General features: G+C 72.1%; 10 protein-coding genes. 7 read left to right on the forward strand and 3 right to left on the reverse strand.

Translation table 11 applies throughout. From position 1 onward, the window contains the following. Positions 1–44: 44 nt before the first annotated feature. From AB0B98_RS13315 to AB0B98_RS13335, 5 genes are all read left to right on the forward strand, one after another. Positions 45–1,772 carry an alkaline phosphatase D family protein gene (locus AB0B98_RS13315; RefSeq protein WP_357362709.1) on the forward strand — a complete coding sequence of 576 codons (1,728 nt, stop codon included), beginning with the start codon at positions 45–47 and terminating at the stop codon, positions 1,770–1,772. A gap of 10 nt (positions 1,773–1,782) precedes the next feature. Beyond that, positions 1,783–2,223, forward strand: a complete 441-nt coding sequence (locus AB0B98_RS13320; protein ID WP_238671571.1) for a MarR family transcriptional regulator — start codon at positions 1,783–1,785, stop codon at positions 2,221–2,223. 176 nt (positions 2,224–2,399) lie between these two features. After that, positions 2,400–4,019: an MDR family MFS transporter gene (locus AB0B98_RS13325; RefSeq protein ID WP_357362711.1), complete on the forward strand. Its 1,620-nt coding sequence runs from the start codon at positions 2,400–2,402 to the stop codon at positions 4,017–4,019. 9 nt (positions 4,020–4,028) lie between these two features. Next, complete coding sequence (locus tag AB0B98_RS13330; RefSeq protein WP_238671573.1) at positions 4,029–4,523, forward strand: universal stress protein; 495 nt, start codon at positions 4,029–4,031, stop codon at positions 4,521–4,523. A gap of 44 nt (positions 4,524–4,567) precedes the next feature. After that, positions 4,568–5,089: a DinB family protein gene (locus AB0B98_RS13335; RefSeq protein WP_357362713.1), complete on the forward strand. Its 522-nt coding sequence runs from the start codon at positions 4,568–4,570 to the stop codon at positions 5,087–5,089. 7 nt (positions 5,090–5,096) lie between these two features. Here AB0B98_RS13335 and AB0B98_RS13340 read toward each other — a convergent pair whose 3' ends face one another. The 3 genes from AB0B98_RS13340 to AB0B98_RS13350 form a co-directional block, all read right to left on the reverse strand. Beyond that, positions 5,097–5,717 (reverse strand): HAD-IA family hydrolase, encoded by a 621-nt coding sequence (locus AB0B98_RS13340; RefSeq protein WP_238671575.1) that lies wholly within the window; start codon positions 5,715–5,717, stop codon positions 5,097–5,099. Beyond that, positions 5,717–9,331: a chromosome segregation protein SMC gene (gene smc, locus AB0B98_RS13345; RefSeq protein WP_357362714.1), complete on the reverse strand. Its 3,615-nt coding sequence runs from the start codon at positions 9,329–9,331 to the stop codon at positions 5,717–5,719. The genes AB0B98_RS13340 and smc overlap by 1 nt, the downstream gene beginning before the upstream one ends. A gap of 348 nt (positions 9,332–9,679) precedes the next feature. After that, positions 9,680–9,874 carry a hypothetical protein gene (locus tag AB0B98_RS13350; RefSeq protein ID WP_007456482.1) on the reverse strand — a complete coding sequence of 65 codons (195 nt, stop codon included), beginning with the start codon at positions 9,872–9,874 and terminating at the stop codon, positions 9,680–9,682. 372 nt (positions 9,875–10,246) lie between these two features. Between AB0B98_RS13350 and AB0B98_RS13355 the strand changes: the two genes are divergently transcribed. Further along, positions 10,247–11,404, forward strand: coding sequence for a CAP domain-containing protein (locus AB0B98_RS13355; protein WP_357362716.1), 1,158 nt, complete (start codon positions 10,247–10,249; stop codon positions 11,402–11,404). Between the two features lie 116 nt (positions 11,405–11,520). After that, positions 11,521–12,363: an endo alpha-1,4 polygalactosaminidase gene (locus AB0B98_RS13360; protein ID WP_357362718.1), complete on the forward strand. Its 843-nt coding sequence runs from the start codon at positions 11,521–11,523 to the stop codon at positions 12,361–12,363. Positions 12,364–12,592: the final 229 nt, after the last annotated feature.

Genomic DNA, 12,592 nt, shown 5'->3' on the forward strand with positions numbered 1-12,592 from the left:
CCGCACCCCGGCCGGTGCCGGGGACCGGCGGTAGGCTCGGCCGCATGCCCGCCGCACACCTCCTCATCGGCCCACTTCTGCGGCGAGTGGTGGACACCCGGGCGACGATCTGGGTGGAGACGGCGGCGCCCGCCGTGGTCACCGTCCGCACCGCCAGCGGCGCCACCGGCACCGCGCCCACCTTCTCGGCGTACGACCACCACTACGCCCTCGTGGTGGTGGAGGGCCTTGCCCCGGACAGCGAGACCACCTACGAGGTGCTGGTCGACGACGAGATCGTCTGGCCGGTGCCGAGCAGCGGGTTCCCGCCGAGCGTGATCCGCACGCGGGCCGCCGACGATCGGGACCAGCCGGTAAATCTGATCTTCGGCTCGTGTCGCGAGACCACCCAGCACGCCACCACCCGCAAGCTGCCACCGGACGCGTTGGACGCGTACGCCCGGAGGTTGATGGCCGACCCGGAGTCGAACCCGCTGCCGGACCTGCTGGTGCTGCTCGGAGACCAGGTCTACGCCGACGTCACCTCGCCGACAGTGCGCCGGCTGCTGCGTCGACGGCGGCGGCGGCCGAAGGGCGCTCCGGCCGACCAGGTGGTGAGCTTCGACGAGTACACCAAGCTCTACCTGGAGTCCTGGCGCGATCCGGAGATCCGCTGGCTGCTCTCCACAGTCCCCAGCGTGATGATCTTCGACGACCACGAGATCATCGACGACTGGAACACCTCGGCGGCGTGGCGAGCCGAGGTGCGCGAGCAGCCGTGGTGGCAGGAGCGGATCGGCAGTGGGCTCGCCTCCTACTGGGTCTACCAGCACCTGGGCAATCTCTCCCCCGACGAGATCGTCGCCGATCCGGTCTTCGCGAAGGTCGCCGCCGCCGAGGACGCCACCAGCGTGCTGCGCGAGTTCGGCCACCGGGTCGACCAGGAGTCCGACCTGGCGCACGACACCGAGCGTTGGCGCGCGGTGCAGTACCAGTGGAGCTACGCACTGGACCTGGGCCGGACCCGGCTGGTCATGCTGGACAACCGGTGCAGCCGGGTGCTCGAGTCCAACAGCCGGGCGATGCTGCCGCCCGGCGAGTGGGCCTGGTTCCTCGACCAGGCGCACGGGGTCTACGACCACCTGGTGGTGGGCGCCTCGCTGCCCTGGCTGCTGCCGCAGGGCATCCACCACATCGAGGCATGGAACGAGAAACTGGCGGACTCACGCCGGCCGTGGGTGGCGCGCGGGGCGGAGAAGCTGCGTCGCGCCCTGGACCTGGAGCACTGGGCGGCGTTCCGCCGGTCCTTCGAGGGGCTCGCCGAGACGTTCGCCCGCATCGGCACCGGCACGCCGCGGCAGTCCGGCGCGCGGATCGGGGCCGGCCCGGCGTACGCCCCACCGGCGTCGATCAGCGTGCTCTCCGGTGACGTGCACCACTCGTACGTCGCGCAGGCCCGGTTCCCGGACCCGGCGGTTGTCACTCCGGTGCACCAGCTCACCTGTTCGCCGATCCACAACCAGGTGCCGGCGGGCATCCGTCCGCTGATGCGGCTGGGTTGGTCGCCCGGTCCGGCTGGGGCCACCCGGGCGCTGGCCCGTTCGGCGGGCGTACCTCGACCGGGGGTGCGCTGGCGCAAGCTGGCCGGCCCGTACTTCGGCAACGCCGTCGCCACACTGACCCATCACGGACGCGGGGCCGACGTGGTCATCGAGGGCACCACCAAGGATGGGCACCTACGCCCGGTGATGCGGCGTCGGCTCTCCGGCGACGGCGAGCCGGCCGCGCCGTAGTCTCTACGCCGTGGACGAGCACCTGCCGGAGCCGATCCGGGCGGTTGAGCACGAGTTGACCGCTCTGCTGCGTCGTGGCCGGGCGGTCTCCTGGGAGATCGCCCGGGAGGTGCACCCGAACCTGGAGCCGAACACCTACGGGTTGCTGCTCTGGTTGCGGCGTAGCGGGTCGATCCGGTTGACCGAGCTGGCGGCGCGGCTGGGCGTGGGCAAGGGGACGCTGAGCCGTCAGATCAACGCGCTGGAGGTCCTCGGTCTGGTGCACCGCGACCCTGATCCGAGTGACCGGCGGGCCGCGCAGATAGGCCTCACCGACGAGGGGCAGCGCCGGTTCGACGTGGCCCGCGCGGCCCGGCTGGGCGAGTTCCTGCGCGCTCTGGACGGCTGGCCGGAGCGGGACGTCGAGGAGTTCGCCCGGCTGCTCGGCCGGTTCAACGACTCCTGGCAGTAGCCGCCCACTCCGGGCGGCCCCTGGCAGTAGCCGCACAGCGCCGGGGAATAGGGCGCCGTTCGATCAAGTTGTTGCTTCAGGCAACCAAGACATACGGTTGCCTCAGGCAACTCCCAGGCGGCCCGTGCGTACCAGCCCCGCCGTTCCACCTCGACTCCGCTCGGAGGCAACAAACGATGAGCCAGGCGACAGCGCCTCCCCAGGCGACCGCCGTGACCATGACCCACCGGCAGATCCTGGAAGCACTCTCCGGCCTGCTGCTGGGTCTGTTCGTCGCGATCCTCTCCTCCACGGTCATCTCGAACGCGCTGCCGCGGATCATCACCGAACTGCACGGCGGCCAGTCCGCGTACACCTGGGTGGTGACCTCGGCCCTGCTCGCGACCACAGCGACCACCCCCATCTGGGGCAAGATGGCCGACCTGACCAGCAAGAAGACCCTGGTCCAGCTCGCCCTGGGGATCTACGTGCTGGGCTCGGTGCTGGCCGGCCTCGCCCAGGGCACCGGTGAGCTGATCGCCTGCCGGGTGCTCCAGGGCATCGGCGCCGGCGGTCTCACCGCGCTGGCCCAGGTGATCATGGCCACGATGATCGCGCCCCGCGAACGAGGCCGCTACAGCGGCTACCTCGGCGCCGTGATGGCCGTCGGCACCATCGGCGGTCCGCTGATCGGCGGCGTGATCGTGGACACCTCCTGGCTCGGCTGGCGCTGGTGCTTCTACGTCGGCGTGCCGTTCGCCATCCTCGCGCTGATCGTGCTCCAGAAGACCCTGCACCTACCGGTGGTCAAGCGGAAGGCCGAGATCGACTGGTGGGGAGCCACCCTGATCACCGCGGCCGTCTCGGTGCTGCTGATCTGGGTCTCGCTCGCCGGCGACCAGTTCGCCTGGGCCTCCTGGCAGACCGCCGCCATGGTCGTCGGCGCGTTGGTCCTCGGCGCGCTGGCGATCCGGGTCGAGACCCGGGCCGCCGAGCCGATGATCCCGCCGCGGCTGTTCCGCAACCGCACCATCACCCTCGCCGTCGTCGCGAGCATCGCCGTCGGCGTGGGCATGTTCGGCGCGTCGATCTTCCTGGGCCAGTACTTCCAGATCAGCCGCGGTCAGAGCCCGACCATGTCCGGCCTGATGACCCTGCCGATGATCCTCGGCCTTCTGGTCGCGTCCACTGTCATCGGGCGGGTCATCAGCAAGACCGGCCGTTGGAAGCGGTACCTGGTCATCGGCTCGGCGCTGCTCACCATCGGCTTCGCGCTGATGGGCACCCTCCGCGCCGACACCAGCTTCACACTGCTCAGCGTCTACATGCTGCTGATCGGCGTCGGCCTGGGCATGACCATGCAGAACCTGGTCCTCGCCGTGCAGAACACCGTCGGCCCGCACGAACTCGGCGCGGCCAGCTCGGTGGTGGCGTTCTTCCGCAGCCTGGGTGGCGCGATCGGCGTCTCCGCCCTCGGAGCGGTGCTCGCCCACAAGGTCAAGGACTACACCGCCGACGGGCTGGCCCAACTCGGTATCCCCGCTTCCAGCTCCGGCAGCGGCGGCGCCCTGCCCGACGTGCACACCCTGCCCGGCCCGCTGCGGGCGGTGGTGGAGAGCGCGTACGGCCACGGCGCCGGTGACATCTTCCTGGCCGCCGCCCCGTTCGCGCTGATCGCGCTGATCGCGGTGGCCTTCATCAAGGAGGTGCCGCTGCGCCAGCACAACGGCAACCCGGTTTCCGACCAGGTCGAGCGGGAATCGACTCTCGCTGCCGGCGCTGGCGCACCCGTGATCCGTACCGGCGAGCAGAGGTGAGGTAGAACCATGGGCGTGGGAGCACCGGACCGCGAGGAGTACGGTCCCCGGACCCGACCGCTGCCCTTCGAGCGCGGCACGGACGGCCCTCGGGTGATCATGGCGGGTGTCGACGGCACCCGCACCTCCGAGCGGGCCGGCTCCTACGCCGCGGGCCTGGCCCGTCGGCAGAGCGCCGCGCTGGTGGTGGTCTTCGTCAGCTCACCGAGCGGGCTGACCGCCCTGGTGCCCGGCATGGACGCCGGGGCGGTCCAGCGCACCCACGACGAGTTGGCCGACGAACTGCGCCGCGAGTGCCGGCGTGGGGCCGAGCAGTGGGGCATTCCGGTGACCCTGCTGGTGCGGCGCGGCGACGCGTACGGCGAGCTGTGCGCGGCGGCCGACGAGTTCCGGGCCGACATGGTGGTCGTCGGCGCCTCCGAGCAGGCCGGACACCGGCTGGTCGGCTCGGTCGCCACCCGGCTGGTCCGCGCCGGCCGCTGGCCCGTCGTCGTGGTGCCCTGATAACCCGTCGCGCCATGTCCGAGGCGCCGGGCAGGATGCGCGGCATGACCTGGATCGCGCCGGAGATAACCCGGACCCCCGAACCGTACGTCGGCGACGAGCGCACCATGCTCGACGGCTGGCTCGACTACCACCGACAGACACTCCTGCTCAAGTGCGCCGGCCTGACCGGGGAGCAGTTGCGGACGCCGAGCGTGGAACCGTCCGGGCTGACCCTGCTCGGCCTGGTCCGGCACCTGGCCGAGGTGGAGGCCTGGTGGTTCCGGGAGAACTTCGCCGGCGCGCCTGTCGACTACCCGTACTTCACCCCGGAGAACCCGGACGCCGACCACGACGTCAGCGCCGCCGACGCCGAGACCGACTTCGCCATCTTCCACCGCGAGGTGGCGCTGGCCCGAGAGGCCGCCGCCGGTCACTCGCTCGACGAGACGTTCACCGAGGTCGGCGCGAAGAAGCGCACGTTCAACCTGCGCTGGGTGTACGTGCACATGATCGAGGAGTACGCCCGCCACAACGGCCACGCCGACCTGATCCGGGAACGCATCGACGGCGTCACCGGCGAGTGACAAGCGCTCAGTAGTCCAGGGCCGCCCGCAGGTAACGCAGGTCGGCGTGGCCGCCCCAGCGGTGCGCCGACAACCCTGCGGCCCTGGCACCCCGCACCGCCCAGTCCTCGTCGTCGACGCAGAGGACCCGGGCCGGCGGGGTGGCCAAGGCCACGCAGGCGGCCTTGAAGTATTCCGGGGCGGGCTTGTGCACGCCGATCACCGAGGAGTTGACCACCACGTCCAGCTCGCCGACCAGGCCGAGCGCGGCCAGGTCGGCGTCGAGCAGGTCGGTGGCGTTGGTGCCCAGCCCGACCCGGACGCCCGCCGCACGGACCTCCCGGACGAACGCCAGCACCTCCTGGTCTACCTCGCCCCGGTAGCCCTGCCACTGCTCCACCGCGGCGCGGGCCCGTTCCGGGCTGCCCACCGATTCGGTAAGGGCGTCCGCCACACTGTTCATCCACTCGGCGTGGTTGACCTGGCCGGTGAGCACCGGCTGGAGCCGCCCCCACTGCATGGCGATCTCACCGAGCACACCCTCGGAGAGGCCGTACTCCCGCTCGACAACGGCTGCCACCGCCGGATCCCACCGGCGCAGTACGCCGTCGAAGTCCAGCAGGAGCGCCGTCGCGCGTTCCCGAGCCACTACCCGTTCTCCTCGCCGCGGCCGTGCCGCTGGTCGTCCTCGTCGGCCCGGTTGAGCCGTTGGCTGATCACCTGGGTGACCCCGCTGCGCATTGTCACGCCGTAGAGCGCGTCGGCGATCTCCATCGTCCGCTTCTGGTGCGTGATGACGATCAGCTGACTCTTCTCGCGCAACTGTGCCAGCAACGTGATCAGCCGGCCCAGGTTGACGTCGTCCAGGGCCGCCTCCACCTCGTCCATGATGTAGAACGGGCTGGGCCGGGCGCGGAAGATCGCCACCAACATGGCCACCGCGGTCAGCGACCGCTCGCCACCGGAGAGCAGCGACAGCCGCTTGATCTTCTTGCCCGGTGGGCGGGCCTCCACCTCGACGCCGGTGGTGAGCAGGTCGTCCGGTTCGGTGAGGATCAGCCGTCCCTCGCCACCGGGGAAGAGCACTGTGAACACCTGCTCGAACTCCCGGGCGGTGTCCTCGAAGGCGCTGGCGAAGACCTCCAGGATCCGCTCGTCAACGTCCTTGACCACTGTGAGCAGGTCCCGACGGGTGGCCTTGAGGTCCTCCAACTGCTCGGAGAGGAACTTGAAACGCTCCTCCAGCGCGGCGAACTCCTCCAGCGCGAGTGGGTTGACCTTGCCGAGCAGGGCGAGTTCGCGTTCCGCCTTCGCGGCCCGCTTCTCCTGCACCGGCCGCTCGTAGCGCACCGGCTCGGGCACCGGCAGACCGTCACGTTCGGCCGCCGCGACGTCCACCTGGGTCGGCGGAACGGGCTGAGTCGGGCCGTACTCGGCGACCAGCGTCTCCACGTCCAGCCCGAAGTCCTCGGCGGCCTTCGCCTCCAATTGCTCGATGCGCAGTCGCTGCTCCGCCCGGGCCACCTCGTCGCGGTGCACCTGGCTGGTCAGCCGCTCCAACTCCGCGCCGAGCCGCTTGGCGGCACCGCGTACCTCCTGAAGCTCTGCCTCCCGCGCGGCGCGCTCCAGGGCGACCGCGTCACGGTGCTCCTCGGCCGTTGCGATCGAGGTGGTCAGCCGGGTCAGCGCCTCCCGGGCGCCACCGGCGACGGACCGGGCGATGCCCGCGCCTCGGGCGCGGGCGGCCCGCCGGGCCGCCGCGCGTTCCCGGGCGGCCCGCTCCGCGGTGGCCTGCCGCGCGAGCGAGTCGGCCCGGCCGGCGATCGAGGAGACCCGCTCCTCGGCGGTACGCACTGCGAGCCGGACCTCCATCTCGTTCTGCCGGGCCTGCGGCACCATGGCCGCCAGTTGATCCCGTTCGTCGCTGGAGGGCTCGGCGTCGACAGGGGTCTCCTCGGCCAGCCGGAGCCGCTCCTCCAGCTCGGCGAGCGCGGCGAGGTCCCGTTGCCGGGCGGCCTCGGCGCGGGAGCGGGAGTCGCCGAGCCGGTCGGTCTCGGCCTTCGCGGAGCGGGCCGCCGCGCCCAGCTCGGCCAGCCGGCGAGCCGCGGCGTTGCGGTGGCTCTCCGCCTCGCGCTTCTCGGCGGCGGCGTGCTGCACGGCCTCCTTGGCGGCCGCCACCTCGGCGCGCGCCTCCACCAACTGATCACGCAGCTCCAGGCCAGCGCGTTCGGCGGTGACCCGGTTGGCGCGGGCCTCCTCGACGGCGGCCTGCACCTCGATGTAGCTGGGGGCCTTGGCCGACCCGCCCGCCGCCGCGTACGCCCCGACCACGTCACCGTCCGGGGTGACCGCCCGCAGCTCGGGGTTGCTGGCGACCAGCTCGGCGGCGGCGGCGAGATCGTCGACGAGTGCCACGTCCCGCAGGGCCCGGTGCACCGCTGGACGCAGCTCGGCGCTGCACTCCACGAGGTCGGGCGCCCACCGGGCGTCGTCCGGCAGCTTCGGGCGCAGCGCGTCGGCGGAGCCGGTCATGCCGGGCCCCGCCGGACTGCCGACCAGCAGGCCGGCCCGGCCGGCGTCGGAGATCTTCAACATCCGCATCGCCTCGACGGCCTCGTCCACCCCGCTGACGGCGACGGCGTCGGCGAGGCCGCCGAGCGCAGCGGCCAGCGCGGCCTCGTGACCGGGCGCGACGGTGAGCAGCCCGGCGAGGCTGCCGAGCAGGCCAGGCACGTCTCCGGCGCGGGAGAGCAGCGCCCCGGCGCCGTCCTTGCGCCGCAGCCCCAGGGCGAGCGCCTCCTCGCGGGCCTTCCAGGTGGCGGCGTCCTTCTCCGCTGCCCGCTCGGCGTCGGACAGCGATCGGACGGTGGCCTGGGCCCGTTCCTGCACGGCGACCGCCTCGGCGTGCCGGGCGTCCAGGTCCGCGTTGTCCCGGTCGGCCTCGGTGGACTGGGCGGCGACCGCGTCCAGGTCGGCCTGCGCCTGCTCGGCGCGGCCCAGCGCGTCGGCGTGCGCTGTCGCGAGGCGTTCGATCTCCTCGCCGGCGCTGGTGGTCCGGGCCCGGGCGGAGTTGACCTGGCCGGTGAGCCGGGCCATTCCCTCGCGCCGGTCGGCGATGGCCTTGGCCGCGGCGACGAGCTCGCGCTCAGCGGCGGCCAACTGCCGCTCCAACTCCTGGCGGTGCTCAACAGCCTCGGCCAGTCGGATCTGGTCGTCGGTGAGCGCGCCGCGCAGCTCCTCCTCCTGCTCGCGGACGCGTTCCGCCTCGGCCTCCAGCTGCTCCGGGTCGCGGCCGGGCCGCTCATCGTCGCCGGTGGCGCTGAGGTGCCGCAGCCGCTCCCGGGCCAACTGCTCGATCGAGCGGAAGCGTTCCTGGAGGGCGGAGAGCTTGTACCAGGTGTCCTGGGCGGCGGCGAGCAGCGGAGCGTCCTCCGCGAGGGCGGCCTCCAACTCGCCGAGCCGGCCCTGCACCTCGGTGTGCTCACCCTCGATCTGCTCGCGTCGTTCGCGCAGCGCGGTCTCGTCGGCGATCTCCCGGTCGAGGGTGGTCCGCAGGGTGGCCAGGTCGTCGGCGAGCAGCCGCAACCGGGCGTCGCGCAGGTTGGCCTGGATGGCGGCGGCGCGCCGGGCCACCTCGGCCTGCCGGCCCAACGGCTTGAGCTGACGACGCAGCTCGGCCGTGAGGTCGGTCAAGCGATTGAGATTCACCTGCATCGCGTCGAGCTTGCGCAGCGCCTTTTCCTTGCGCTTGCGGTGCTTGAGGACGCCGGCAGCCTCCTCGATGAACGAGCGGCGGTCCTCCGGCTTGGCGTGCAGCATGCCGTCGAGGCGGCCCTGGCCGACGATGATGTGCATCTCCCGGCCGATGCCGGAGTCCGACAGCAGCTCCTGGATGTCGAGCAGCCGGCACGAGTTGCCGTTGATCTCGTACTCGCTCTCGCCGGAGCGGAACATCCGGCGCGTGATGGAGACCTCGGTGTACTCGATCGGCAGCGCGCCGTCGGTGTTGTCGATGGTGAGGGTGACCTCGGCGCGACCCAGTGGCGCCCGGCCGGCGGTGCCGGCGAAGATGACGTCCTCCATCTTGCCGCCACGCAGCGCCTTGGCGCCCTGCTCGCCGAGGACCCAGGCGATGGCGTCGACGACGTTGGACTTGCCCGAGCCGTTCGGGCCCACCACACAGGTGATCCCGGGCTCCAGCTTCAACGTCGTCGCGGAGGCGAAGGACTTGAACCCCTTCACCGTCAGGCTCTTGAGATACACCTACTCGATCCTCGTCCGGTGGCCGCCGTACCGTCGCCGGCTGCGGGGACCTGGGTGAACTCGCAGACTAACCCGGCGGTGGGAGTGGCCCGGCACGCGACCCGCCCCGCGTCACGTCGACAGTGGGCGCGCTGTTGTTCGGGAGACCGCGAGAAAGGCAAGCGCCTTTCATGATCGGCTTATCCGCCGACGCGCTTTCCGGTAACTGTGCAGCGCGCTTCCCGCACGATCAGCAACAAGATCATGAATGGTCGGCGTCGAAAAGGTCCCGGACAGTGTTGCGCGCCGGCACAGAGGTGTCGGCGCGCATTTTTGCGATGGTGCGATTCAGTTTTTACGACCTGAAGATCAGGTCAGCGCCGGCTCGGCCAGACGGAGCAGATCGTCCGCCTCCGCCGCAGCCGCCGCGAGCCGATCATTGTCGGCACGCAGACGCGTGATCTCGAACTCCAGTGCCTGAACCCTGGCACGCAGTCGGGTGACCTCGTCGAGCAGACGCCGGTCGGGCGCTGCACCTACGTGGCCGTAGAGGGCCTTCGCCATGCTGACTCCTTGATATGCGCTGCCGGAAAGGCCGGCCAACGCGCGCCCATTTGTACGCGGCTGTCATTCCAGGCTGTATCTGGGCATGACCGGGCGCGACTGGCGACACCTATATATTGAGCCGCAAACCCCTCCTTCGTCAAGTTCTCGCAGGCCGTAGATCATCTCCACGTCGACCTGTCCACTTGTCGGGGGGGCTGCCGCAAGGCACGGACACTCTCTGTCCGGACGCCTTTACTGTACGCCCGGATCTGCGGAAGTCCGCACCCTGGTGCCCGACTTCCCCTTAACTCTTTCTTAGCCACGTTGCCGCAGGTCGTAGGCGCGCCGTAGCGTCACCCCGGCCCGCAACCGACCCCTGGAGGCATAGGCGTGTACGGCTGGACCGATCCGATGGACCCCAACGGCGCCCCCCGGCGCGCCGGAGGGCCGACCGACGAGCCGGCCTGGCTGCACGACCGCCCGGAGCCCCGCTCGGCCTACCTCTTCGGCGACGAGCCCGGTCAGCCGGGCGACGAGTGGCACCGGGAGCAGCCCACCGACGGCCGGCAACCGGACCCGGCGATCCCCGCCGAGGCGGCCGACGCCCGCACCGCCGCCTGGGCGGCCTACCAGCCGGAGGGCGAGACCGACGGCTGGGACGACAGCTACCCGGCCCAGGACAGTGGCCGGCGCGCCGAGGCGCCCGGCGGTTGGCACACCGACACCGACCCGGAGACCACCGACGGCTGGCGCGGCGCCGCCGAGACCGGCCGGCCCGGCGAGGGACGACACCGCTCACCACGCCGCTGGCGCCGGCCGCTGATGATCGGGGGCGCCGCCGCGGCCGCCACCCTCGTGGTGAGCTTCGGCGTCGGCGCACTCACCCTGCCCGGCGGTGACGACGGGGCCGCCCAGCCGACGGCCGTCGACGACACCTACGCCACGTCGGCCGCGCCGACCGCAGAACCGGCGCTGGACACCCTCGCCGCACCCTCCCCGTCGACCATCCCGAGCCCGGCGTCCCCCAGCCCAACGCCGACCAAGGTCGTCAAGCCCACGCCGGCGACGTCGCGGACCACCGCCGCGTCGCGCCGCAGCGTCGAGCGCAGCACCGCGCCGAGCAACACCGGCAACTCCACCGCTTCCAGCGGCTCCAGCGGCTCCGTCAGCGCTCAGGCCCGCGAGGTGGTGGACCTGGTCAACGCCGAGCGGGCCAAGGCCGGCTGCAAGGCGCTGAGCATCGACGACAAGCTGATGACGGCCGCCCAGCGGCACAGCCAGGACCAGGCCGACCACCAGAACATGTCGCACACCGGCAGCGACGGCAGCAACGCCGGCACCCGACTGGACCGGGTCGGCTACACCTGGCGCACGTACGGCGAGAACGTGGCCTGGAACCAGAAGACCCCGGCTGCGGTGATGGACGCCTGGATGAACAGCTCCGGCCACCGGGCCAACATCCTGAACTGCGCGTTCACCGAGATCGGCGTCGGCATCGCCAACAGCAACGGACCGTACTGGACGCAGGTCTTCGCGGCGCCGCGCTGACCGCGCGTCGTTCCCGCCCCCGCGCTCGTTGACCCGATGAGGTACGTCGGGCCGCAGCGTGGGGGCCGCGTACCGGTGCGGGCGGCGACCGGCCGTCCGGGACCCGGGAGCTGCCGATGCGGATCCGGCCGCGGCGACGCGTCGCCGTACGCCCACTGCGCCGCGTCCTGTCCGTCAGCGTCGCACTCGTGCTCGTGGTGCCGGCGTACGGTTGCCGGCCAGTGCTGACCCCGCCCGGCGCGCCCACCGCGTGGCCGGCGACGCAGGCCCGGCACTGGCAGTGGCAGTGGCAGCTCAGCGGCCCGCTCGACCCGGCGGTGGACGCCCACGTCTTCCTCCTCGACCCGGTGGCCACCACCGCCGCGCAGACCGCCGAACTGCGCTCCCGGGACCGCCGGTTGATCTGCCAGGTGAACGTGGGATCGGTCCGCTCCGACGACCCGGACGCCAGCCGGTTTCCGGAGGTCGTCCGGGGTGCGGCCGGGCGTCGACCCGACAGCCGGTGGCTGGACGTCCGGAGTTGGGACGCGCTCCGGCCGGTTCTGGCCGACCGGTTCCGGCTCTGCCGGGGCAAGGGCTTCGGCGCGGTCGCGCTCTTCGACGCCGACGGGTACGCGGCGCGCAGCGGCTTTGCGCTCGACTTCGACGACCAACTGCTGTTCAACCGCCGGCTGGCCGAGCTGGCCCGCTCGCTGAGTCTCTCCCCGGGGCTGGTCAACGACGTGCCACAGCTCGCCGCACTGGCCCCGGACTTCGACTTCGCGGTCAACGAGGAGTGTGTCCGGCTGGCCCAGTGCGCCAAACTGCTGCCGTTCAGCGACGCCGGCAAGCCGGTCTTCCACGTCGAGTACACCGGCTCGACCGACGACTTCTGCGTCACCACCGTCGGCTACGGCTTCGCGTCGATCCGCAAGGACCGCACCCTGGACGCCTCCCGCGAACCCTGCCCCCTCCCCTAACCCAGTCCCCCTCCCCACCCCGCCCTCACCCCGCCCCGCCCCGCCCCGCCCAGCCCTGCCCCGCCCAGCCCCGCCCAGCCCCGCCCCGCCCCGCCCCGCCCCGCCCCGCGATCTTGCACTTTCGGTCGCCGGTTTGCCGGGTTGGCCCGGGTTTGTCGCGACAGAAACTGCAAGATCGGCGAGGCTGGGCGGGGCGAGGGCGGGGCGGGGCAGGGCTGGGCGGGGCAGG

It is taken from the genome of Micromonospora sp. NPDC048947 (genome assembly GCF_040649495.1).
Lineage (GTDB): Bacteria > Actinomycetota > Actinomycetes > Mycobacteriales > Micromonosporaceae > Micromonospora > Micromonospora alfalfae.

Coding starts and splice junctions, on each gene's coding strand:
- AB0B98_RS13315 (WP_357362709.1), top strand. CDS start 45: ATGCCCGCCGCACACCTCCTCATCGGCCCACTTCTGCGGCGAGTGGTG.
- AB0B98_RS13325 (WP_357362711.1), top strand. CDS start 2,400: ATGAGCCAGGCGACAGCGCCTCCCCAGGCGACCGCCGTGACCATGACC.
- AB0B98_RS13330 (WP_238671573.1), top strand. CDS start 4,029: ATGGGCGTGGGAGCACCGGACCGCGAGGAGTACGGTCCCCGGACCCGA.
- AB0B98_RS13335 (WP_357362713.1), top strand. CDS start 4,568: ATGACCTGGATCGCGCCGGAGATAACCCGGACCCCCGAACCGTACGTC.
- AB0B98_RS13350 (WP_007456482.1), bottom strand. CDS start 9,874: ATGGCGAAGGCCCTCTACGGCCACGTAGGTGCAGCGCCCGACCGGCGT.
- AB0B98_RS13360 (WP_357362718.1), top strand. CDS start 11,521: ATGCGGATCCGGCCGCGGCGACGCGTCGCCGTACGCCCACTGCGCCGC.